The organism is Actinomadura chibensis NBRC 106107, assembly GCF_001552135.1.
Taxonomy (GTDB): domain Bacteria; phylum Actinomycetota; class Actinomycetes; order Streptosporangiales; family Streptosporangiaceae; genus Spirillospora; species Spirillospora chibensis.
In genome coordinates this window covers 41,625-62,292 of sequence record NZ_BCQP01000027.1, presented here as the reverse complement: position 1 = coordinate 62,292, position 20,668 = coordinate 41,625, and the positions used below count along the sequence as shown (strand labels likewise).

General features: G+C 70.3%; 20 protein-coding genes and 1 tRNA gene. 6 read left to right on the top strand and 15 right to left on the bottom strand.

Annotated elements, in window-relative coordinates; genetic code table 11:
• Nucleotides 1-141: 141 nt before the first annotated feature.
• Complete coding sequence (locus tag ACH01S_RS15780) at nucleotides 142-852, bottom strand: hypothetical protein (protein ID WP_148344805.1); 711 nt, start codon at nucleotides 850-852, stop codon at nucleotides 142-144.
• Between the two features lie 282 nt (nucleotides 853-1,134).
• On the opposite strand from ACH01S_RS15780, the gene ACH01S_RS15775 reads away from it, so the two are divergent.
• A tRNA-Pro gene (locus ACH01S_RS15775) sits at nucleotides 1,135-1,208 on the top strand.
• Nucleotides 1,209-1,333: 125 nt separating this feature from the next.
• Here the strand turns inward: ACH01S_RS15775 and ACH01S_RS46775 are convergent.
• Together ACH01S_RS46775 and ACH01S_RS45355 are read right to left on the bottom strand one after the other, a co-directional pair.
• On the bottom strand, nucleotides 1,334-1,561 hold the full coding sequence (locus tag ACH01S_RS46775; RefSeq protein ID WP_218010280.1) for a tyrosine-type recombinase/integrase: 228 nt from the start codon (nucleotides 1,559-1,561) through the stop codon (nucleotides 1,334-1,336).
• 241 nt (nucleotides 1,562-1,802) lie between these two features.
• Complete coding sequence (locus ACH01S_RS45355) at nucleotides 1,803-2,111, bottom strand: hypothetical protein (RefSeq protein WP_067891618.1); 309 nt, start codon at nucleotides 2,109-2,111, stop codon at nucleotides 1,803-1,805.
• Nucleotides 2,112-2,992: 881 nt separating this feature from the next.
• On the opposite strand from ACH01S_RS45355, the gene ACH01S_RS15765 reads away from it, so the two are divergent.
• Entirely contained in the window at nucleotides 2,993-4,168 is a 1,176-nt protein-coding gene (locus tag ACH01S_RS15765) for an amidohydrolase family protein (RefSeq protein ID WP_067891615.1), read from the top strand.
• Between the two features lie 42 nt (nucleotides 4,169-4,210).
• Here the strand turns inward: ACH01S_RS15765 and ACH01S_RS15760 are convergent, their stop codons facing one another.
• From ACH01S_RS15760 to ACH01S_RS15720, 9 genes are all read right to left on the bottom strand, one after another.
• The gene (locus ACH01S_RS15760) at nucleotides 4,211-5,182 is read right to left on the bottom strand and encodes an LLM class flavin-dependent oxidoreductase (RefSeq protein ID WP_083980737.1); all 972 of its coding nucleotides are present in this window, start codon (nucleotides 5,180-5,182) and stop codon (nucleotides 4,211-4,213) included.
• 149 nt (nucleotides 5,183-5,331) lie between these two features.
• Entirely contained in the window at nucleotides 5,332-6,306 is a 975-nt protein-coding gene (locus tag ACH01S_RS15755) for an alpha-ketoacid dehydrogenase subunit beta (protein ID WP_067891610.1), read from the bottom strand.
• Nucleotides 6,307-6,358: 52 nt separating this feature from the next.
• Nucleotides 6,359-7,366, bottom strand: a complete 1,008-nt coding sequence (locus ACH01S_RS15750) for a thiamine pyrophosphate-dependent dehydrogenase E1 component subunit alpha (RefSeq protein ID WP_218010278.1) — start codon at nucleotides 7,364-7,366, stop codon at nucleotides 6,359-6,361.
• Nucleotides 7,363-7,938, bottom strand: a complete 576-nt coding sequence (locus ACH01S_RS15745) for a VOC family protein (protein ID WP_067891604.1) — start codon at nucleotides 7,936-7,938, stop codon at nucleotides 7,363-7,365. The genes ACH01S_RS15750 and ACH01S_RS15745 overlap by 4 nt, the downstream gene beginning before the upstream one ends.
• Before the next feature lie 17 nt (nucleotides 7,939-7,955).
• Nucleotides 7,956-9,539, bottom strand: coding sequence for an amidase family protein (locus ACH01S_RS15740; protein WP_067891603.1), 1,584 nt, complete (start codon nucleotides 9,537-9,539; stop codon nucleotides 7,956-7,958).
• A gap of 39 nt (nucleotides 9,540-9,578) precedes the next feature.
• On the bottom strand, nucleotides 9,579-10,121 hold the full coding sequence (locus ACH01S_RS15735) for a nuclear transport factor 2 family protein (protein WP_067891599.1): 543 nt from the start codon (nucleotides 10,119-10,121) through the stop codon (nucleotides 9,579-9,581).
• Nucleotides 10,122-10,124: 3 nt separating this feature from the next.
• On the bottom strand, nucleotides 10,125-11,771 hold the full coding sequence (locus tag ACH01S_RS15730) for a purine-cytosine permease family protein (RefSeq protein WP_067891598.1): 1,647 nt from the start codon (nucleotides 11,769-11,771) through the stop codon (nucleotides 10,125-10,127).
• A 106-nt stretch (nucleotides 11,772-11,877) separates the two neighbouring features.
• Nucleotides 11,878-12,894, bottom strand: coding sequence for a TIGR03619 family F420-dependent LLM class oxidoreductase (locus tag ACH01S_RS15725; RefSeq protein ID WP_067891595.1), 1,017 nt, complete (start codon nucleotides 12,892-12,894; stop codon nucleotides 11,878-11,880).
• Nucleotides 12,895-12,934: 40 nt separating this feature from the next.
• Nucleotides 12,935-13,690, bottom strand: coding sequence for an SDR family NAD(P)-dependent oxidoreductase (locus tag ACH01S_RS15720; RefSeq protein ID WP_067891593.1), 756 nt, complete (start codon nucleotides 13,688-13,690; stop codon nucleotides 12,935-12,937).
• A gap of 175 nt (nucleotides 13,691-13,865) precedes the next feature.
• Here ACH01S_RS15720 and ACH01S_RS15715 point away from each other — a divergent pair, with 175 nt between their 5' ends.
• Nucleotides 13,866-14,597, top strand: a complete 732-nt coding sequence (locus tag ACH01S_RS15715) for an IclR family transcriptional regulator (RefSeq protein WP_067891591.1) — start codon at nucleotides 13,866-13,868, stop codon at nucleotides 14,595-14,597.
• A gap of 465 nt (nucleotides 14,598-15,062) precedes the next feature.
• Nucleotides 15,063-15,197, top strand: coding sequence for a response regulator (locus ACH01S_RS45980; protein ID WP_148344806.1), 135 nt, complete (start codon nucleotides 15,063-15,065; stop codon nucleotides 15,195-15,197).
• Between the two features lie 33 nt (nucleotides 15,198-15,230).
• On the opposite strand, the gene ACH01S_RS42245 is transcribed toward ACH01S_RS45980, so the two are convergent.
• Nucleotides 15,231-15,365 (bottom strand): transposase, encoded by a 135-nt coding sequence (locus tag ACH01S_RS42245; RefSeq protein WP_083980735.1) that lies wholly within the window; start codon nucleotides 15,363-15,365, stop codon nucleotides 15,231-15,233.
• A 232-nt stretch (nucleotides 15,366-15,597) separates the two neighbouring features.
• Here ACH01S_RS42245 and ACH01S_RS15710 point away from each other — a divergent pair, with 232 nt between their 5' ends.
• Nucleotides 15,598-16,032 carry a peptidase inhibitor family I36 protein gene (locus ACH01S_RS15710; RefSeq protein WP_067891588.1) on the top strand — a complete coding sequence of 145 codons (435 nt, stop codon included), beginning with the start codon at nucleotides 15,598-15,600 and terminating at the stop codon, nucleotides 16,030-16,032.
• 819 nt (nucleotides 16,033-16,851) lie between these two features.
• Here ACH01S_RS15710 and ACH01S_RS15700 read toward each other — a convergent pair.
• Complete coding sequence (locus ACH01S_RS15700) at nucleotides 16,852-17,157, bottom strand: hypothetical protein (RefSeq protein WP_067891586.1); 306 nt, start codon at nucleotides 17,155-17,157, stop codon at nucleotides 16,852-16,854.
• A gap of 364 nt (nucleotides 17,158-17,521) precedes the next feature.
• Here ACH01S_RS15700 and ACH01S_RS43540 point away from each other — a divergent pair, with 364 nt between their 5' ends.
• On the top strand, nucleotides 17,522-17,695 hold the full coding sequence (locus ACH01S_RS43540; protein ID WP_157406287.1) for a hypothetical protein: 174 nt from the start codon (nucleotides 17,522-17,524) through the stop codon (nucleotides 17,693-17,695).
• Between the two features lie 207 nt (nucleotides 17,696-17,902).
• Here the strand turns inward: ACH01S_RS43540 and ACH01S_RS15695 are convergent, their stop codons facing one another.
• Entirely contained in the window at nucleotides 17,903-18,556 is a 654-nt protein-coding gene (locus ACH01S_RS15695) for an SMI1/KNR4 family protein (protein ID WP_067891584.1), read from the bottom strand.
• Nucleotides 18,557-20,668: the final 2,112 nt, after the last annotated feature.

Sequence of the window (20,668 nt, the reverse complement as noted above, 5' to 3'; positions counted from 1 at the left end):
CTACATACGCCACCCACGGACTATTCGCCTCGAACCGCGCAAACAGTCCAGATCTTTGCCCGACTTTTCCGTTGACGTCCGAACTCGACCGGTTCCGATGACCTTCCTCGGACGGAACCGTGGACCAGCGCGTGACTCGCGTCACACCCGCACGAGCTGCCTCGCCAGATCCGTGACCCGCGCGGCGGCCGTACGGAACGACGTGCCCGCCGGCTGCAGCGTCAACACCACCACGATCTTGCCGTCCCCGACCACGCCGGTCGTGTGCAGGACGGGCCGTCCGAGCCCGAGATCGGGCCGCCACGCCGCGGGCCGCGCCCCGCCCTTCCGGCACGGCTCCGCCGGGACGTCCCCGAACCCCGACCACCCCTGCTTCACGGCCCACGGCCGCTTCGCGGCGCTCGGGATCCCGAACGTCTGGTCGAAGCCGTCCGTCCCGCACGGAGTCGACCTCCGCAACTGCTCCAGGACGAACTCCCGCTGCCCCTTGGGCGCCTTCTCCAGCAGGTACCGGTACGTCTTCACCACGTCCCGCGCGCTGAGCGCCGTGTACCCCCAGAACCCGGGCTTGTCGCCGGGCGGCGGCGCCGTCTCCGCCAGCCCCACCCTCTCGACCATCCGCTCGACGACCTGCCGCTGCCCGCCCCGCCGCCAGAACTCCGTCGCCGCCTTGTCGTCACTGGACCGCAGCATCACCTGCAACAGCGCCCGATCCGCCGCCGACACCCGGTTCCGCTCCAGGAAGTCGAGCGCGATGAGGATCTTCACCACCGACGCCGACCGGAACGTCTGCCGCGACCGCCGCTCCGCGACGACCCGCCCGCGCTCGAACACCACATAGGAAACCCGCACCCCACGAGGCACCCTGACCACCGGGGGTTTACGCGCGGCCTTCTTGGACGCCTCAGGACTCCCACTCGCCACCGGAGCGCTCCCACCGCCGTCCCGCGGCCCGTCCCGCTCCACCCCACCACCGCCGCCGCACGCGCATAGCAACCCAAGGCACACGATCCCGGCCAGCCCCGTCCGCAACCACACCATCCGGCCTGCCTACCAGAGATCCACGGCCTCGTATCTCGGTACGCACGACCTCGCAGACTGCGCTACAGTAATCACGCCCGCTCCAACGGGCACCGGGACGTAGCGCAGTTTGGCAGCGCACTTGACTGGGGGTCAAGGGGTCGTGGGTTCAAATCCCGCCGTCCCGACAGCAGGTCGAAGGCCGGATCCGATCTAGCGGACCCGGCCTTTTCCCGTCCGTCCAGCAGTGAAGTACAGCTACCACTCCAAGGGCGGTGGGCAAGGATCGCGGATGGACGCAGCAGGTGATCCTCTAGGCGCTTGAGCGCTGCCTTGGTGACCTCGGTCGGCACCTGGCGTAGACCTCCATGGTGATGCTGATCTGGCTGTGTCTGAGGATCTGCATCGCCGTCCGAGGGTGGACGTCCAGCGCGGCCAGAAGCCGACCGCAGGTATGCCGGGTGTCGGGCACCCGGATGGCTCGGATGCCAGCTCGCTGGCACCGGTGGGCGAAGCTACGGTTGAGGTTCCGCGGTTCGATCGGCCTTCCCGTTCGGGTGGTGAAGACGTCCGGGCATGTGTGAGAGCAGCCCTCAGCGTGTTACCTACCGCTTGAATAGTGCGGCGGCTCGGGTAGGCCCGGCAGCATCGCCCGATAGCGCAGCACCTTTGCCGCCTACGTGGATTGGAGTGTCGTTTCGGTCTGGCGGCGTCCTTGCTCTGCGCGCAACACTGGCGCGTCTTCGGCAGGCGCGTGACCCGGGTCTGTACGTCCCGGACGGTCAGCCGGTCCAGTCGCTTCGGCCAAGTGCGGGGATGACGTACAGCCGGGCCATGGTCTCGTATTGGGCGTAGGTCTGCGCCTCGCGGTTGGGTTCGATGACCTCGCTCAGCCAGTAGGTCGGGTATTTCTCGTCGGTCGGCACGGTCGTAGCTATCGGCCGTTCCTTAGTTTCATTGAGAAGCTTGATGTACTTGTCATGGACGACGTCGCGCGTCTTTCCGTAGACCCAACGCTGGACGTTGGCGCGGGCGCGATTCCGTCGTTTGCGGTTTCCGTTGTCGTCCGGTTCTTCCGGGTTGCCGAGCATGGTCTTTGTCGTGTAGCGGACTTTCGTGACTGGCGGGCGGGCGTGGATCAGGCAACGTGTTCGGCCTGGCGGCGCCGGGGATGAGGCGGGAACGGCCTTGCTTGACCGACCGCAGGCGGCCGGAGCGGATGAGTTCGAAGACGGTGTTGCGACCGAGAGACGGCAGGGTCATGACGTCTTCGACCTTGAACAGGCGCATGTCGGGCGGCACGGCCAGCGGCTGTTCGGACATGATGGGGCGGCCTCCTTGGTGAGGTAGGCCCCAGCGGGTGTGCTTGGTTGTGTGTCCGCCGGGGCGGTCTGAGCGTGGGTGAATGAGGAACGGCCGCCCCGGAGGTGGGGGCGGCCGTTGTGCTGTGTGTGGGACCCTCCGTCGTGGTGTTCGACCCAGAACACGTTCCGGTTGCCGCGTTCGTGTTTGCCGGAGCGGATGACGTAGTCGCCGCGCCACCGGCCGGTCTGGCCTGTGAGCAGGCGGCCCAGGGGCAGCGCGTTGGGTAGGGGGCCGGTGTGGATCAGCCCGGGGACACGCGGGAGGCGGGACGCCCGCTTGGCGCCTGCGGAGCCGTCGAAGACGCCGTCTTCGGAGGCGTAGAGCGTGCACGTGGACGACCGCGCCGTCGGCGTTGTCGTCAGCGGCTGTCGATCCCGTGGATCGCGTCGAGCGCCCCCGCTCCCCCGTACCGGTGACCGGCCCGAACACGGCCGGGGTCTTCAATGCAGTGCGCAGGAGGGGCCGGCTGGGCCGTCGTTGTTCTCCAGGGGGCCCATGCTTGTGACTGCGACCAAGCATGCGGACGCGCGCCAAAGGGCACATGGTGCGCGCCAATTTCTCTGCACGGTCTACGGCGTTCTTGGGCCGTCCGGATACCGTTCCTCGGGTGAGCAGACTTGCGATTGGTGTGGACGGGCTGTTCGATGGCGAACAGTCACTTGACGGGCCGACCTTGGTGCTGGTGGAGGACGGACGGATCGTCGGCGTCCAGCCGGGCGCGGAGGCGCCCGATGGGTGGACGACGCGGCGGCATGACGGGACGGCGATGCCCGGCCTGATCGACGCGCACGTGCACCTGTGCGCGGACGGCGGCCCTGGCGCGCTCGAACGCGTCATGGACTTCTCCCAGGGAGAAGTGCGCGCCACGATTGAGGCGTCGCTGCGCCGGCACCTGGCCGCGGGCGTGACCACCGTACGGGACTTGGGCGACTATCAGGACGCGGTGCTGGAGTGGAGGTCACGGAACAGCCCCGGGCTGCCCACGGTCGTGGCATCCGGGACGCCGATCACCAGCGTGGGCGGGCACTGCGCGGCGCTGGGCGGGGAGGCGCGCGGCGTGGCGGAGATACGGGCGGCGGTCCGGCGGCGGGCGGAACGCGGCGCGGACATCGTGAAGCTCATGGGCAGCGGCGGTGTGCTGACGCCCGGTACCGACACCATGAACCCGCAGTTCACCGAGGTGGAGGTGCGCGCGGCGGTCGACGAGGCCCACCGGGCCGGACTGCCGATCACCGCGCACGCGCACGCCCTCGACGCGGTGCGGCAGGCCGTGGCCGCGGGCGTCGACGGCATCGAGCACTGCACCTGCCTGACTCGTGACGGCGTGCGCGTCGACGACGCGCTGCTCGCCGCGCTGGCCGAGGCGGGGACCGCCGTCTGCGCCACGCTCGGGTCGGACCCCGACGTCGTGGTCCCACCGGAGATCATCGCCGTGGCCGCGCGCGCCGGTATCACCGAGGCGGCTCTGCGTGATGCCGCCGTGCGGCTTCACCGGGGCGGGATCCGGCTGGTGGCAGGCTCGGACGGAGGCATCGGCCCGGCCAAACCGCATGGGTTGCTGCCCTTCACCCTGGAGGAGTACGTGCTCGCCGGGCTGCCCGCGACGGCGGCTCTGCGAGCCGCCACGTCGGCCGCCGCCGAAGCGTGCGGCCTGCCGGACCGCAAGGGACGCCTCCGGGCCGGATATGACGCCGACCTGCTGATCGTGCCGGGCGACCCGGCCCGCGACATCACCGCGTTGCGGAAACCCGTTGCGACCTATCTCGCCGGGCTGCCCCAGTAGAGCGGGAGAAGCCGGTCCGGGCCCCCGTCCCGGACCGGGACGCTACGGCTTCGGGTCGCCGCCCGGAGCCGTGGCGACCTCTCGCGCGACGCGGCGGAGTTGCTCGCCGAGCCGCTCCGGCGGGAACAGCCACAGCCCGAGGGAGTCGGCACCGGCCGCGCGCAGCTCGCGCAGCCCGCTCCGAACCCGGTCCGGAGTACCGGCGACGGCGAACTCGTCGATCCACTCGTCCTCCACGACGAGCGGGTCCCTCTCGCCGAGGCCGGCGATCCGCTTCCTGATCTCGGCGCCGTGTTCTGATCGGCCGACCAGCGCGGTGTGGGACTCCGCCCGCAGGAAGAAGCCGACGGCCTGCCGTACGGCGTCGCGGGCCGTGCGGTCGTCGTCGGCCACCGCGGCCAGGACGAAGGCGCTGATCGGCGCCGTCCCCACCTGGCGCCTGGCCCAGGCCACATAGGCGGGACCGGCCAGCACCGACAGCAGCACCCCGTCGGCCAGCGCGCCGGCGGCCCGCAACGCGCGCTCGTTGACGGCGCCGATCCACAGCTCCGGCGGTTGTTCCGGCGCGAACTCCAGCCGGACGTCGTCGAACACATGAGCCGTGGTCGTGCGGGAGACGGCCGCGCCGGTCAGAAGTTCGCGCAGCACCTCGAAGGTCTCCGTGACAGCGGTCAGCGGACGTTCGGGCAGCAGGCCCATCTGCCCGAGCCAGTGACTGTTGCCGAGGCCGATCGCGGCGCGGCCGCGGCCCGGGTACATGCGGGCCAGGCCGGCCAGTTCCATGGCGAGGATCGCCGGGTGCCTGGTCATCACGCTGGCCAGGCCCAGCCCGGCGGGCACCTTCCGGGTCGCCGCCAGCAGCTGGGTCAGTCCCGAAAGGCCGCCGGTGAAGAAGCAGTCCTCGGAGAACCACAACTCACCGAAGCCCAGTTCTTCCGCCTGGGCGGCGGCGTGCGTCAACTGCTCCGGCGGAGTCAGGCTGCCGAAGACCACGCCCAAGCGGCTCAGATCCATCTCGTCTCCTCTTCAGGCGAAGCGGGCCCGCATGGTCCGGGACAGTCGGTTCGGGGAAAGGGGTTGATGTCCATAGCGTGGACAACCTTCCATCGCGGGCTCTTCTTCCGGGCCACGGTCCGCTTATGGCAGATTCGCGGTGATGCCGATCAGTCCAGCGACCTCCGGATCGTGTCCGCGATGCGCGCGACGCTCGGCAGCGCGGCGTCCTCCAAGGCGCCGGCGGCGGGTAGCGGGACATGGGGTGTCGTGATCCTGACCAGCGGCCCGTCGAGGTCGTTGAAACGTTCCTCGGCCACGATGGACACCAGCTCGGCGCCCCAGCCGCACAGCCGCGGGTTCTCCTCGACGGTGAACAGCCGTCCCGTCGCCGAGAAGGCGTCCAGGATGGTGGTGGTGTCGAGCGGGACCAGGGATCGGACGTCCACGACCGTCGCCTCCACGCCCTCGCGGGCCAGTTCCTCGGCGGCGGTCAGCGCGCGCGGCACCATCATGCCCAGCGCGGCGATCGTGCAGTCGCCGCCTTCCCGGACGATCCGCGCCGTCCCGAGCTCGTCGACGATCTCGCCGTCGGGGACCTCGGCCTTCGTCGCGTACATGCCCTTGGCCTCGAAGAACAGCACCGGGTCGGGGTCGCGGACGGCGGCCGCCATCAGCCCCACCACGTCGGCGGGAGTGGCCGGGGCGACCACCTTCAGGCCGGGGACGGCCATCGCCCAGTTCTCGATCGCCTGCGAGTGCTGGGCGCCGAAGCGCAGGCCGCCGCCGTTCCCCGACTTGACGACCAGCGGGAACGTGACCTGGCCGTTGGTCATGTACCGGGACTTGGCGATCTCGTTGACCACGATGTCCCAGCACACGGCGTAGAAGTCGCTGAACATGATCTCCGCGATCGGGCGCAGGCCGGTCATCGCCGCGCCCATCGCGGCGCCGAGGATGGCCTGCTCGGAGATCGGGGTGTCGCGGACCCTGTCGGGGCCGAACTCGTCCAGCAGCCCGACCGTGGTCTTGAACACGCCTCCGGCGGCGGCGACGTCCTCGCCGAGGAACACCACGCTGTCGTCGCGGCGCATCTCCTGCGCGATCCCGCGGGCCACGGCCTCCCGGTAGGTCAGCGGTGCCATCACGATCCTCCGTTCATCTCGTCCGCCGTCGGGCCGGCCGGGTTCTCGCGCCTCACCTGCGCCATGCCGCGCCTCCGTCGGCCCACACGTCCTTCTCCACCAGCTCGGCGCCCGGTTCTGCGCCGGCCTTGGCCTGCTCGGTGGCCAGGTCCACCGCCGCGAGGACCGCGGCGTCGATCTCGTCGAGCCGGCCCGCCGGTACGCCGAGCCCGAGCAGGCGGTCCCGGTAGGCCGGAAGGGGGTCGCGGGCCAGCCATGCGTCGACCTCGTCCCGGGGCCGGTACTTGCCGGGGTCGGCGCGCGAGTGGCCGCCGTGGCGGTAGGTCTCGGCCTCGATGAGGGTCGGGCCTTCGCCCGCGCGGGCCCGTGCCAGCGCGGCGACGGCGGCCGCGTGCGTCTCGTCGGCGTCGTTGCCGTCCACCACGACCGGTTCCAGGCCGTAGGCGGCGGCCCGGTCGGCGGCGGGACGCGGAACAGCGGTCACGGCCGAGATCGGCGTGTACTCCATGTAGTGGTTGTTCTCGCACACGAACACGACGGGCAGCTTCCACACCGCCGCCAGGTTGAGCGCCTCGTGGAAGGCGCCGATGTTGGTGGTGCCGTCGCCGAAGAAGCAGACGGCGACCTGGCCGGTGCCGCGGTACGCGGCGGACCACGCCGCTCCCAGCGCGATCGGCAGGTGCGCGCCGATGATCGCGTAGGAGCCCATCATCCCGTGCTCGACGCTGGTGAGGTGCATCGAACCGCCCTTGCCGGCCATCAGGCCGTTGGCGCGGCCCATCAGCTCCGCCAGCACGGGCCCCATCGGCACACCGCGCGCGAGCGTGTGGGCGTGGCCCCGGTAGGTGGCGAAGGTGTAGTCGCCGGGACGCATCGCCACGCCGAAACCCGCCGCGATCGCCTCCTGCCCCAGGGACAGATGGCTGGTGCCCTTGACCAGGTTCTGCATGAACAGGTCGTAGGCGCGTTTCTCGAACAGCCGCATCTCCCGCATCGCGCGGTAGAGGCGCAGCCGGACGTCGAGGTCGACGCCGGCGGTGTCCGGATGAGTGGTGGTCACGCGGGGCCCTCCGATCGTGGGATGGATGTGGCCGGGGCGGCGCCGGCCCGGTGGCTCAGGTCCCAGGCGTCCAGGGACGGGCGGCGGCGGGCGGGACGCTCGATGGCCTCGATGATCACCTGGTAGTCGTCCAGGGTGTCGAAGTAGGCGAACGCGCCGTCCCCGTCCAGCCCGTAGCCGCGGCCCGCCTGGATGACCTCGTGGCCGCGTTCCGCCATCGCGGCGGCCGCCCGCTCGACCGAGTCGACGAACACTCCCACGTGGTGCAGGCCCTCGCCCGCGGTGCGCAGGTGCTCGTCGTAGACCGAGGGGCCGTCCACCGGCTCGATCAGCTCGATCTGCGGGTCGGCGCCGCCGAGCGCGATGTGCGCGGTGAACTCGCCCGGCCCGTGCCGGTATTCGAGCACCGGGACGGTGCGCGGGCCGTAGGTGTAGCGGAGCCAGGAGCCGATGCCGAAGATCCGGCCGTACCGCCGGCTGGCGGTGACGATGTCGGTGACGACCAGGCCGATCTGGCCGACCGGCCCGAGCGGCGGATCTTCCGGCGGGGATCCTGTGAAGGACGTGGTCATGTGCGGTGCGCTCCTGATCAGTTCGTTCTCGGGGCTCGCGGGGTCCGTGGGATGTCCGGTCCGGTCAGGGGCCGGCGGCCGAGCGCGGCCTCGCAGCGCGCGGCCGTGCTCAGCAGCTCGGCGTCGGCGAAGCGGCGCCCGACGAGCATCACCCCGACGGGCAGCCCCGCCGCCTCCGCGAGGGGCAGCGATATGGCGGGGTGCCCGGTCAGGTCGGTCGGCGTGGTGTTGGCCAGCAGCGCCCAGCCGCGCCGGACGTTGTCGCCCGGCGAGGGCGGCGGGTCCAGGGGGAAGGGCAGGCCGGGGGTGGTGGGCAGCAGCAGGGCGTCGACGGTGCTCAGCGCGCTGTCGTACGCCGCCGTGAGCGCCGGGCGCAGGTTCTGCGCCCGCGCGTACACGGCGCCGCCGTACCGCTCCTGGAGGTAGCTGCCGACCATCAGCGTGATCTTGATCTGCGGGCTCAGCGCGTCGGCCGACTCCCGCAGACCGCGCTGGACGGCGGCGGCCAGGTCGGGCGAGTAGCGGCCGCGCCACTGGTAGCCGTTGCCGCCCGACCGGAGCAGCGGCGGCGTGCCCTCCAGGAAGGTGGCGTAGGCGATGCCGCCCGCGGTGAGGTGCGCGGGCAGGTCGACCGGGACCACCTCGGCACCGCGCCGCCGCATCTCGTCGGCGGTGGCGTGGACGGCCTTGACCACCAGAGGGTCCGCGCCGACGTCGTCCGAGATCGCCTGCCGGACGAGGCCGAAGGTCAGCCCGCGCAGGTCACCGCCCGCGGCGGCGGCCTCGGCAACGGCGGCGACGTAGTCCTGCGGGACCGTTCCAGCCGGCTGCCGGGGGTCTCCGGGGTCCGGCCCGGCGAGCACCGCGAGGAGTTCGGCCGCGTCCGCGACGGTCCGCGCGAGCGGGCCGGCGTGGTCGATGGTCTGGTCGATCCCGGGGATCCCGGTGTAGGGCACCAGCCCGTGCGTGGGTTTGAGGCCGACGACGCCGCACCAGGCGGCCGGGACGCGGATGGAGCCGCCCTGGTCCGTCCCGACGGCCGCGTCGATCTCCTCGTACCACAGGCACGCGGCCGAGCCGCCGGACGAGCCGCCGGAGGTGCGGGACGGGTCGAACGGGTTGCGCACCGGCCCCCGGGCTCCGGTGTCGCCGCCGCCGCTGAAGGCCAGGTCGTCCATGGTGGTGACCGCGACCAGCCGCGCGCCGGCGGCCAGCAGCCGGGCGGTGACCGCGCTGTCCTCCGCCGGGACGAAGTCCTTCAGTAGGTGCGATCCGCAGGTCATCGGCATCCCGGCGATCGGGATGGAGTCCTTGACCGCGATCCGCCGCCCGGCCAGCGGGCCGAGGGCCGCGGGCGCAGCGACGTCGATCCAGCGTGTGATCGCGTTGAGCGGGTCCTCCTCCGGCGAGGCGGGGCCGCTGTCGCGGCGGTCGCGGGGCGGCCGGGGCTCCCCGGCGGCGTGGGGCTCGTCGACCTCCTCCACGACGGCGAGCAGTTCGTTGCCGAGGTCGCGGAACTCCGCGATCGCCTCGTCGGTCAGCTGCAGCCGGAAACGGCGCGCGAGGTCGCGGACGTCGTCCCCGGTCAGGCGGCGGATCATGAGCTTCTCCCTGGCGGGTCTGGGCCGGACGCCGGGGCGTCAGACCGCGCGTCCGGCCGCGACGTCGGCGGGCGCCCCGCCGCGGTTGGGTTGGCGGGCCCAGCCCGCGTCCAGGTTCGACACGTGGTCGAAGTCGATCTGGATGCGGGTGAACTTCCACTCGCCGTCCACCTTGCGGAACCGGTCCTGGTAGAAGCCGGTCATGATGACCGCGTCGTTGCCGACGAAGCCGTCCAGCGCCGGCATCGTCGCCAGCTCCAGCAGGAGCCAGGTGCCCTCGGCGGTGAGCCCGTCCGGGGCGACGCGCACGGTCGGGTTGACCATGTAGTGCGCGGCCCACCGGATCTGGTCGCCGATCCCGGAGAAGTAGGCGTGGATGGCGTCGCGTCCGGCGTGCGTCCCGAAGACGTTGCTCTGCCAGACGACGTCGTCGTCGGGCGCGAACAGCCCGGTGATGGCGTCGGCGTCGAGGCCGGTGTCGCACAGCCGCGCGTAGTGGTGCTTGAGGGCGCGGATCGCCTCGGCGTCCTCCAGGCGCGCCACGCGGTCGGCCAGCGAGAGGTCGTGGGATGCGGTGGTCATGGCTCAGCTCTCCTTCGTCTTCGATGTCGAGGTCATGGCGGCGGTGCTCTGGATCTGGAGCAGCCGGGGGGACTTGCACAGCTCCTTGCAGGCGCCGTCGGAGGCACAGCAGACCGAGCAGATGAGTCCCTCGTGGAAGGGACAGGTCACGAACTCCGCCAGCTCGAAGCGGTCGGCGCACCGGACGCACTCCCGCTCCTCGTCCGACGGCTCCGCCGTGCCCGCCGCCGCGGACCCGATCGGGACCAGCGCCGGGTCGGCGTTGACCGCCACGGACGGGACGATGTAGTGCCTTCCCCGGGTCACCAGCGCCACCACGGGCACCAGGACGAAGCTCAGCCCGCCCGCCAGGAAGGGCGCCAGCGTCTTGCCGTAGTCCCCGGCGAGGCCGAACGCCAGCGGCAGCGCCGCCAGCAGCGCGAACACCACGGGCACGACGCCCACCGGGTTGAAGGCCGAGGTGTGCGCCCGCTTGTAGGGGAAGTCCTCGGGCGAGAGCTTCAGCAGCTTCTTGTTCACGGTCATGTCGGCGACGACCGCCATCACCCAGGCGATGATGAACACGCCCTCGAACGTCAGCGCGTCGTTGAGGTGGCTGTAGACGTCCCCGAACATCAGCGCGGTGCCGAGCACCACCGTGAGCACGACCCACCAGTGCCGTCCGGGCGTGAAGTGGAAGGCCCGGCAGAAGAAGTTCGAGTAGGCCAGCGAGCCGGAGTAGACGTTGCTGGTGTTGATGCGCAACTGGGTGGCCACCACGAACAGCACGCCCCAGACGCCGAATACCGAAGGCAGGTACCTACCGGGGTCGGTCTCGCCGAAGCGCAGCGACAGCCAGGCGCCCAGCAGCACGGGGACCAGCAGCGTCATCGCGACGAACACCGGCCCGACCAGGAACGCGCCGATCCGGCGGCGGTGCGGCGGGATGAACCGCGCCATGTCCGTGGCGACCGGGACGGTGGACGACAGCGCGAGCGCGGTGGCCATCAGTTGCAGGATCGGCGGCCCGGCCGCCGCGGCGACGGGGCTGGACGGCTCGTAGCCCCAGAAGTCCACGGTCATCGGACGCTGGGCCGCCTCCCACACGGTCAGCCCCAGGAAGACCACGATGACCGGCAGCGTCACCCACATCAGGATGTTCATCAGCCGCAGGCCGTACCAGGTCAGCGGGATGCAGACCAGCCCGGTCACCGAGTAGACGGCCGCGGACGGGATCTGCGGCCACCGCGCCATGACGGCGTTGGCCATGATCGCGCCCTCGACGGCGAAGAAGAGCAGGAAGTTGAAGGTGTAGATGATGGAGGTGAACGCCGACCCCATGAAGCCGAACCCCGCGCCCCGCGAGAGCAGGTCGGAGTTGAGCCCGGTGCGGGAGGCCAGGTCGGCCCACAGGTAGCTGATCGCGCCGAGGATCGCGCTGGCGACGACCATGCCGACGACCAGGTCGCGCGTCCCGTACGTCTGGACCAGGACCCCGCCCCAGGCCAGGAAGAACAGCGCGGTGGTGATGCCGAGCATCACCCCGAACAGGGAGAGCACGCTCCAGTGCCGGAAGCCGACCGGGACGTAGCGCAGCGCGAAGTCCTCGCGGCTCTCGGACCATTCGGCGGTCGGTGCGGATGGTGGACCGGATCTACTCGCGGTTTCCATTGCGAGTTCCTTTCGGGCATGGGTCGGGGTGGGGTGAGGGCGCGGGCGGCTTCCATGCGGATTCCATGCGGATTTCGAAGGCCCCCGAGAGCCTTTCCGGCGTTTTTCAGAAAAGGTCGCGGTGGGTGATTCCGGCGGCCTCGGGGAGGATTTCCGTCCCGAAGCCTTCGAACTGCTCCTCCCACTCGGCGGTCGTGCCGGCCGGGCAGTCGAAATGCACGGTGATGTGCGAGTAGCCCAGGTCGGCGAAGCGCCGCAGGTCGTGCAGGATCTGCTCGGCCGATCCGGTCAGCGGCGGCCGGGCCGCGCCGAACCGGTCGTCCGGCCGGTCGGTGACCATGACCTGGCAGAAGGCGCCGAGGCGGAACCCGGTGAGGTCGCGGCCGCGCCGTCCGGCCTCGTCCCGGATGACCTCGATCAGCGGGGCCAGCCGGGTCGGGTCCGCGGAACCGTCGAGATACATGGGATAGAAGCCGTCGCAGAACCGGGCCGCCCGGCGGGCGGCGACCGGTGACATGCCGCCGTACCAGATCGGCGGGTGCGGGCGCTGCACGGGTTTGGGGTCCATCGACACGTCCCGGATGTCGAAGAACTCCCCGCGGAAATCGATCCACGGCTCGGTCCACGCGGCCCGGTAGACCTGGATCGCCTCCTCGATGATGCGTCCCCGGTCGGCGTAGGACACGCCCAGCGCGGCGAACTCCCCCGTCTCCCAGCCCACGCCGACGCCGACGATCAGCCGGCCGCCGGAGAGGTTGTCCAGCGTGGCGAACTGGTGGGCGGCGTTCAGCGGATGCCGGTACGGCGCGATGTAGACCGAAGGCGCGAGCCGCAGCGTGGTGGTCCGGGACGAGATCGCCCCGAGCGTGGCCACCACGTCCAGCATCACCGGACGGTCGGGGTAGACCCGTGCCCCGGAGGCGTTGGACGGGTGCGCGACCGTGGTCGCCCGCTCGGTCACCACATGGTCCGACAGCCACGCCGAGTGGTAGCCGAGGGCCTCCGCCCGCACCGCGTACTCCACCGGCCGCATCTCCGCGGCCGGCAGGTTGCGGAGGATCGCGTCTCCCCCGGCCGTCCTGGTCATCAGGCCGTGCGTCGGGAGGGTCACTCCGATGTCCACGGGACACCTCCGCGACGGTCCGCCGGGCCGGTCCGGGCGGTCACGGCGCGGCCCATCCGCCGTCGACGAGGATGCTCTCCCCGGTGATGAAGGACGCCTGGTCCGAGGCCAGGAACACGGCCAGCGGAGCGATGTCCCGTGGCTCGCCGATGCGTCCCAGGGGTGTCCGCGCCTCCAGGTCGGCCTCGTACTCGCGCTCAGCGAGAAGGTCCTTGTTCATGGGGGTGCGGATGTGCCCGGGCGCGATGGCGTTGACCCGCACCCCGTTGGGGGCCTCCTCCACCGCGAGGGTCACGGTGAGCCGCTCCATCGCGCCCTTGGTCGCCGAGTACGCGGTGGTGCCGGGCAGGCCCGCCTTCGCGGCGACCGAGGTGATCATCACCACCGATCCGCGGGCGGCGCGCAGGGCGGGCAGCGCGGCCGCCGTCAGCGCGTACGGGGCCCGGACGTTCAGCGCCCACTGCCGGTCGAGCGCCGCGACGCCCTCGTCGGCCGCGCCCACCTCGAAGAGCCCGGCGCCGTGCACCAGCGTGTCGAGGGTCTCGTAGGCGGCCAGGGCCTCCCGCACCACCTCACCGGGCCCGTCCTCGGCGGTGAGGTCGGCCGCCACCGGCCGGGCGGTGCCGCCGCGGGCGGTGATCTCCTGATGCACCGCGCCGAGGCGCTCCTTGTCGCGGCCCACGAGGACGACCCGCGCGCCGGCGGCCGCCATGGCCCGCGCCACCTCCGCCCCGATCCCCGAGCTGGCGCCGGTGACCACCGCGGTCTTGCCCGCCAGCGGGAGTGTGTCGCTCATGGCGCTTTCCTCCGGATTCTCGCCCTACCGGTAGAACTTCAACATTGATACTGTTAGTGTGGAATTACTAAAGTATTGGCGTGCCAGTATGAGCACGTCAACCCCCGAAGGGAAGAAAGTGCCTGAGGAACGTAGTAGCTTGCACAATGCTGAAGTTAAGCCGCGCAAGGGGTTGGTGCAGTCGGTCTCCCGGGCCCTCGCCGTGCTGGACACGGTGGCCGAAGCCGGCGCCCCGCCCCGCGCCCAGGAGATCGCCACCCGGCTCGGCCTGAACCTCACGACCGTGGTGCACCTGCTCAACACGCTGGTCGAGGGCGGATACCTCACCAAACGCGGGCGCACCTACTCCTGGTCGCGGACGAAGATCCTCGACCTGCACGGCCGGCTCGCGCCCGACGCCAAGCCGTCCCCCGCCGCCCTGGCCGCCCTGCAACGGGCCGTCCAGGCGACCGGCGAGTCCGGATACGTGTCCAACTGGACCGGCGACGACGTGGTGATAGCCGCCGTGGCGGAAGGAGACCACGCGGTGCGCGTCGCCGGCCTGCGGGTCGGGCTGTCCGGCGACGTGCACGCGCGGGCCTCCGGCAAGTGCCTGCTCGCGTTCGGACCACCCGCGCGAGCCGCAAACTACCTCGACACCACCTCGCTGATCGGGCGCACCCCCGCCACCATCGTGGAACGGGACGCCCTGGAAAAGGAACTCGCCGAGACCCGGCGGCGCGGCTACTCCATCGACCGCGAGGAGTACCTCCAGGGCGTATGCGGCATCGCGGTCCCACTACGCGAAGGCCAGTGGGCCAACTCCGCCCTCGCGCTGACCATGCCGGTGGACCGCTTCCACACCAACCGGACACACCTGATCGACGTCCTCCAGGAGGTCGCCGACACCGCCCACGAAACCCACTAGCCGCGATCGAGCTCCCTGACGATGAGACGAAGTCCTGGTCGTCCAGGCGCTCCCATGCCAGCTCGCCGTCCGCGAGAAACGCCGGATCCGGCACGCGCTAGGGGTGGAGTACGACAACTGGGCAGGCCAAGAGACGCTTGTGTCGCTGTGGCGTTGATCTCAACTGCTCACCGCCCTGTCTGATCCCAGCGGTCGCGAGGATAGGTGACTGACATCGCCGAGCGGCTAGGCGTTGGAGGAGTTGCTGTTCAGCATCGGTCCGGGCGCACCCAGGTCGAGGCGCTGGATGGAGGAAGTCCCGCGTGGGCCGTGGAACAGGGCCGCGTCACCCACTTCCGTGAGTTCGCTCCCCGGAATGGTTGGGTGGACTCGGCGGACAGTGCGCGGTGAAGGCGTGGACCGGCGGGGGGCGCGCGTCCACGCCGTCCTGCCGCCAGAGCCGCTGCGCCTCGCACGGAGCGCGCCGTGACGCCTCGGGTACTGCTCGCCGACGACCATCCGGCGTACCGGGACGGCCTGCGGCTGATCCTGGAGTCCATCGCCGAGATCGAGGCCGTGGGGACCGTCCCAGAGGGACGGTCGCCGTCAAACCGCTTGTAGACGTTGATCCACTCCCCGAACTCCGGCAGCAGATCACGCCAGGGCACCCCCGGTCCGCACCCGGTGACAGATTCCATTGATCACCTGAGGATGATCGGCCCACCGGCCACCCCGGCCACCCGTTGGCGGCAACAGCGGCGCCAGCCGCTCCCACTGCGCATCGGTCAAGTCACGACCGAACCGTCAACCACAGTGACCCAACCAACGCCCACCGTTGTTCGATCCAAGAAACAGGGCCCTAGCCGTCACTCAGGTCGCGAACCATCCCGCATGACCTGGCCAGGGCTCACCCCAGTCGGTGTCATTGCCGTAAACAGACCCGACAAGGGTTGTCCTCCCTCACTGTGGCGACAGATTGTGACTATGTAGCCACACTCCGCAACAGAAGGGGGCATATTCAATGTCGCGCCTGACTGCGCCGCATGGCGTCGCGCGCATTACCACCGCGCTGGCCAGCGTCTTGGCCGTCCCGGCATCCGCTGCGGTCTTCGCTGTCCCGGCGTCCGCCGCCGCTCACCCGGAGGCGACCACGTTCACCGGTTCCAACTGCCCGGCGAACAGCCTGTGCATGTATCGCGACTTCAACTACAGGGGCGGCGGCGTCGCCCTCACCAGAGGCAAGGGCGCCAGGGACTTCCGCCATCCCGACCTGAACTTCAACGACCAGATGTCTTCCTGGTCCAACGACTCCGGCGTCCTCTGCTACTGGTACGAGCACGACGACTACAGGTCCGAGCCCGGCCAAGACCACCCGATGAAGAACGGCTACCGAGTCAACCTCACGTCGAGCGAGAACGACACAGCGTCTTCTGCCCGCTGCTTCAACAACAATTAGCCGCCGCTCATATGAGCATCCATGTCAGCGCTCCGTTCAGCGCAAGGCCCTGACATGAACAAGTCCTCGGGCGTGTGGTCATCCGGAATAGCGGCCGCGGGCCCGAGGACTTGACATCGCGATCAAACGCCCCTGCCACCGCAGTGGTCTTCGACGTCGGGGGGCGATCTCAGCCTCTTCACGGGCAGGTCACAGACGGCGGTTTCCTTAACCGTTGTTGCAGACCTGCTCGCGGACGCTTTACTCCGCCGGCGTCCTCTGTGTGGGCCTAGGGCCTGCTTCTTGGATCAGGTGCGCAGCTGGAGGAGCAGGACGGCGACGGTGATGGTGCCGGTGAGGAGGTAGCCGCTTCTGTCGAATCAGATTGCGGCGGCTCGGAACTGTTTGAGGCGATTGATGGCGCGTTCGACGGTGTTGCGCTGCTTGTAGCGCTCGGCGGCGAAGTCGAGCGGGCGCCTGCCCCCAGCGCCCGTAGTCGCTGCGATGCTGCTGCTGGTCGGCTGGAACAGGAATCGTGTGCCCGATCCCGCGTCGGCGCAGGTAGGCGCGGTTGGCGTGTGAAGAATAGGCCTTGTCGACCAGCACGTGCTCGGGACGGCGGCGCGGGCGACCCGGCCCCACTCTTGCGACGTTGAGAGGTCCAGGACAGTGATGAACTGCGGACTGTCGCCCACTAGCCGAGGGTGAGGTGGACTTGGCGTTCCTCGTGTGGGTCCGCACCATGGGATGCGGCCTCGACGGGAGCAGGCCGGTTGTCTCGGGCTGCGCGGTAGCGGGCGGCGTGCGCGTTCGCGGTGTTCGTCCTCCTGGTCGGGACCGTTAGCCGGAGGTTGGAATAGGGCATGCGCAAGTAGGCGCGGATGATGTTAACGATGGTCTGCTGATGTCGGGGTTGTCGTTGGCCAGCCGTTCCAGGGTGTAAAGGGCGGTGAGGCGGACCGGGGCCTTGTCGGAACCGAGCCGCTCGGCGGCGTTGTACAGCTCGGTGATCCGCCGCTCGCCCGCGTCCAACTGCCCCAGCGCGGTCGCCAGCTCGGCGTTCCGCTGCCGCCGGAACGCCAGCATCAGCCCGACCACCGCACCCGCGCCGCCACCGGCGGCCAGGCCGGTGCGCACGGCGTCCACCCGGATCTTGGTCCGGTCGGTGCCGGCGGGGCGTCGTCGGCGACGTCCAGCATCCAGGCGGTAGTCAGCCAGATCGCCAACGCAGCCGCCCCTGCTGCCGCCAGCATCCAGAATCCCGCTGCCAACGGCCGCACCCGTAACGGTTTGCCATCACGCCGAGCTCGGCCACACACGCCCATGCGCGCCGCCCGGCGCCACCTCGCCCACAACGCTCCGACGCAGTCACCACGCCCGCCGTTCACGATGCCGTGATCGGTGACGACGACCGCATCCAGCCTCGTCACCACCTGCACCACACCCGCACCACCGAGAACCCATCCGACCTAGCCAATGCCCTGACCAGCCTCGCGATCGCCCTGGGCAAGTGGGTAAGCACGACGAGCAACTGCGGGTGGCGAGGGAGGCGGGCGGGCTGTACTGGGACCTGGCCGCCCGCTATCCGAAACGGTTCCGCCAGCTCTCCATCGACACCCGAGGCGACCTGCACCGACGATTGGCCCAACGCGGCGACAGCGATGGCATCACCCTCGACCTCTAGCACCCTGAGTCCTGTGCACACGACTCCGGGCATCTGTGCACACGACTCCGGGCATCTGTGCACACGACTCCGGAAATCGACAAGCACCCCCGGTTTCGTGCACTGCGACGCCACCGCAGCGACTGTACGGTGCACCGTGCCCAAGCCCTGACCGAGGGCGGACCGATTCAGGGCGGGGCGGATCCCAACGGGGCCGCCCGCCTTAGGTCACCTGGGTCCGTCGAGGACAACCGCGTCGATGTGCGGATGCCTCGCATCCACCCACGTCAGTCCGTTCCGGTAGAGCGCGGGACGATCCCCCGCTATCTCGGCCCCGTTCGGAAGCTTCATCGGACGTCCCTGTTCGAGAGCAACGGCGATCTCTGTCAGCCAGTCCGGCAAGGGCCACCCGTCGGAGGGCCACGGGTACGGCTCGTCCGCCTGATCGACCGCCCAACTGCCGAGGTTGCCATAGGAAGGCTCGCTCCCACGCGCATCGACGTACCACCCGTACCAGGTGTCCCCGGGCGTCCGCGCGAACGGCAGGATGCCCGCTTCCCGGTCGTCCCACTCCTCGGTGTGCGTCCGGTACTCGCCGACCAGTCGATCGAGCGGAAGCATCGCCTTGCCCGTCGGAAGGATTCCGGCGACCTCGACCGCGTCGGGCGTGCGCTCCTCGTCGACCCCATCATGAATCCGGTACCAGGCCGCCAGAGTCGCGGGCAGTCCCACCCCCATCGCCGCCTCCGCCGCAACAACATCAGCCTCGCTGGCCGGCGGGCGCAGCAGCACGGCAGACCCCGGCGCATGCACCTCAAGCCAGGTCTCTATCCGACCCCACGCCGCCACCAGCCGCTCCACACCTTCAGCATCGGCACTCATGGGCTGATGCTACGGACACTGGAAGGAATCCTTTTCTTGGTTCAGTGCCCCGCTGCGGCAGACCTCTGTGAAGCTTGTACGCAGGCATCCGGACGGGCCCGGGGTTGGCCGACGTGGTGCGGCGCGCTGGCCGCCGAATTGGACCCGTCCCCGGACGCCTATGCAGTCAGGACCTGAGCACACTCCGCGCTGTGCGCTGGGAGGATGCCGTGTCGTGCCCGCCGCTGGCCCAGCTCGGGACCGGGCGGCATGGAGCCTGCCCACCTTCCGGATGGCCGTGGGCGCCGGGCCCTGCCACCGCGCCCACGCCCAGGGCACTGACATCACCGCCCTCGTCCAAGCAGCCGCCAACGCCGGTCGGCCCGGTCGACTCGGCGGGCCTGCTGAAAGGCCCCATCCACCGGCGCCTCGGCGAAGCCCTGCACAGGCCCGACGCTCAATACCTCGACGTCCTGCGCGCTCACCTCCCTCAACACTCGGAGATGGCAGCTTCCAATGAGGTCGCCGCCGACCCGGCCTGGAAACCGTCCTCGCCAATCTCCGCAAAGCCCACGCCGTCGGCCACCAACCAGAGAAACTACTCCAGCGCGCCGTCACCAACAGCCGAGCTTTCAAAAACCCAACTCGATCGCCAGAGTCATCGCCTGGCGCATCGACCACCTCACCGGCCGACCGACACCAAGCCGACCGAGCACCGGCCCACAACTCTGGAACCGGCGGCCCAGTTCCCGCCTGCCGGCCGAGCGCGGTCGAAACTCGTGACCACCCCTGCTGTGACGGTCTGGTAGCGGTGCGGCGCCGACTCGTCCACGCCGGTCAGTGAGCGACTCTGTCGCTCGATCGCCCCTGCCGCTGAGTGATCGTCCCGACCTCGATCAGCTCACCAGAGTCCAGCCGCAGCGGGCTCACGTGGATGTACACATACGCCGTAGCCGAGCGCGGCAGAGGCTTGCACTCGCCGGGGAACACAACATGGCAGCTCCCCCACAGGGCCGTATGTCCGTACACCCGGCCGTCGTCGGTCGTGTCGGCCCGTCGAACCGGGGGTCGGCGCACCAGGCCACCGTCCTCGTACCGCGAGCTGCGGACTGTCCTGCCGGACGCGCCATGCCTGCACCTGACGGTGGACGACTACGTGCGCGCCCTAATCCTGACCGGGCACCGGCACGCGACACGGTACCTGCAGATGACGCTGCGGCAGGCCGGATGCGACACGGCATCACCTCGCCGAGATGGTTGCGCGGCGTCGACCTGTGGGCCGCGCGGATGCGGCAAGGCGCGAAGATCGCTCGTGTCGAGGCCACGGTGACCACCGGAGTGTCCGAGGCGATCCGCAGGACGTGGCGCGCTGGCCCGCCCCTCTTATATGGATCGACCTGGTCGAGCGGCTGATCATCCCGCGGCTCTTGACGGCGTGGGGTACCGAGTTCGCCCGGTACGCGCAAGCCGCCGCGGTGGCGGCCCCGGACCGGGAGGCGTATCTGCAGGAGGTGTCCGACGACCTGTCCCCGCGGAAGTGGCCTTCCGAGGTGTTCGAACTGGTCCGCGCGGAGCTGGCCGAGGCGATGTCGCATGGCGAGCGGCCCAAGTCAGATGCGGGGATCGGCTGGGTGACCTGCTGCAGATCAACGCGGCATCCCCCGCGCTGCGGACCCGTGCCGCCGAGCTGCACCGCATCCGTAACTCGGCCAGCTCAACAGCGTGAAGGTCGCGGCCAGGCGGCGAGAGCTGCGCGGCGTCTACCAGCGGTTGGACGACGCGGACCGGCAGCGGTACGGCGGCGTCCGGCGGATCGCGCGGACGGAGACGATCGGCGCGCTGAACGGGAGCGCGTACTCGGGGGCGTGGGTGCCAGCGTCCGGTGAGCGGTGGTGGAAGCAGTGGCTCGCTACCGACGACGAGCGGGCCCGGCCGACCCACCACCACGCGGACGGGCAGATCGTCCCGATCGAGGGAGACGTGCGAGGTCGATGGTGCCCGACTGGAGTTCCCCGGCGACCCGAGCGGCCCGGCCGCCGAAGACCAGGCCGGAATACCTCAATGGTATCCAGCTCCCGACATGTCAACAAAATCCGTTCACGAATTGCGGCGGAAATGCTTTTGCGACGCCTG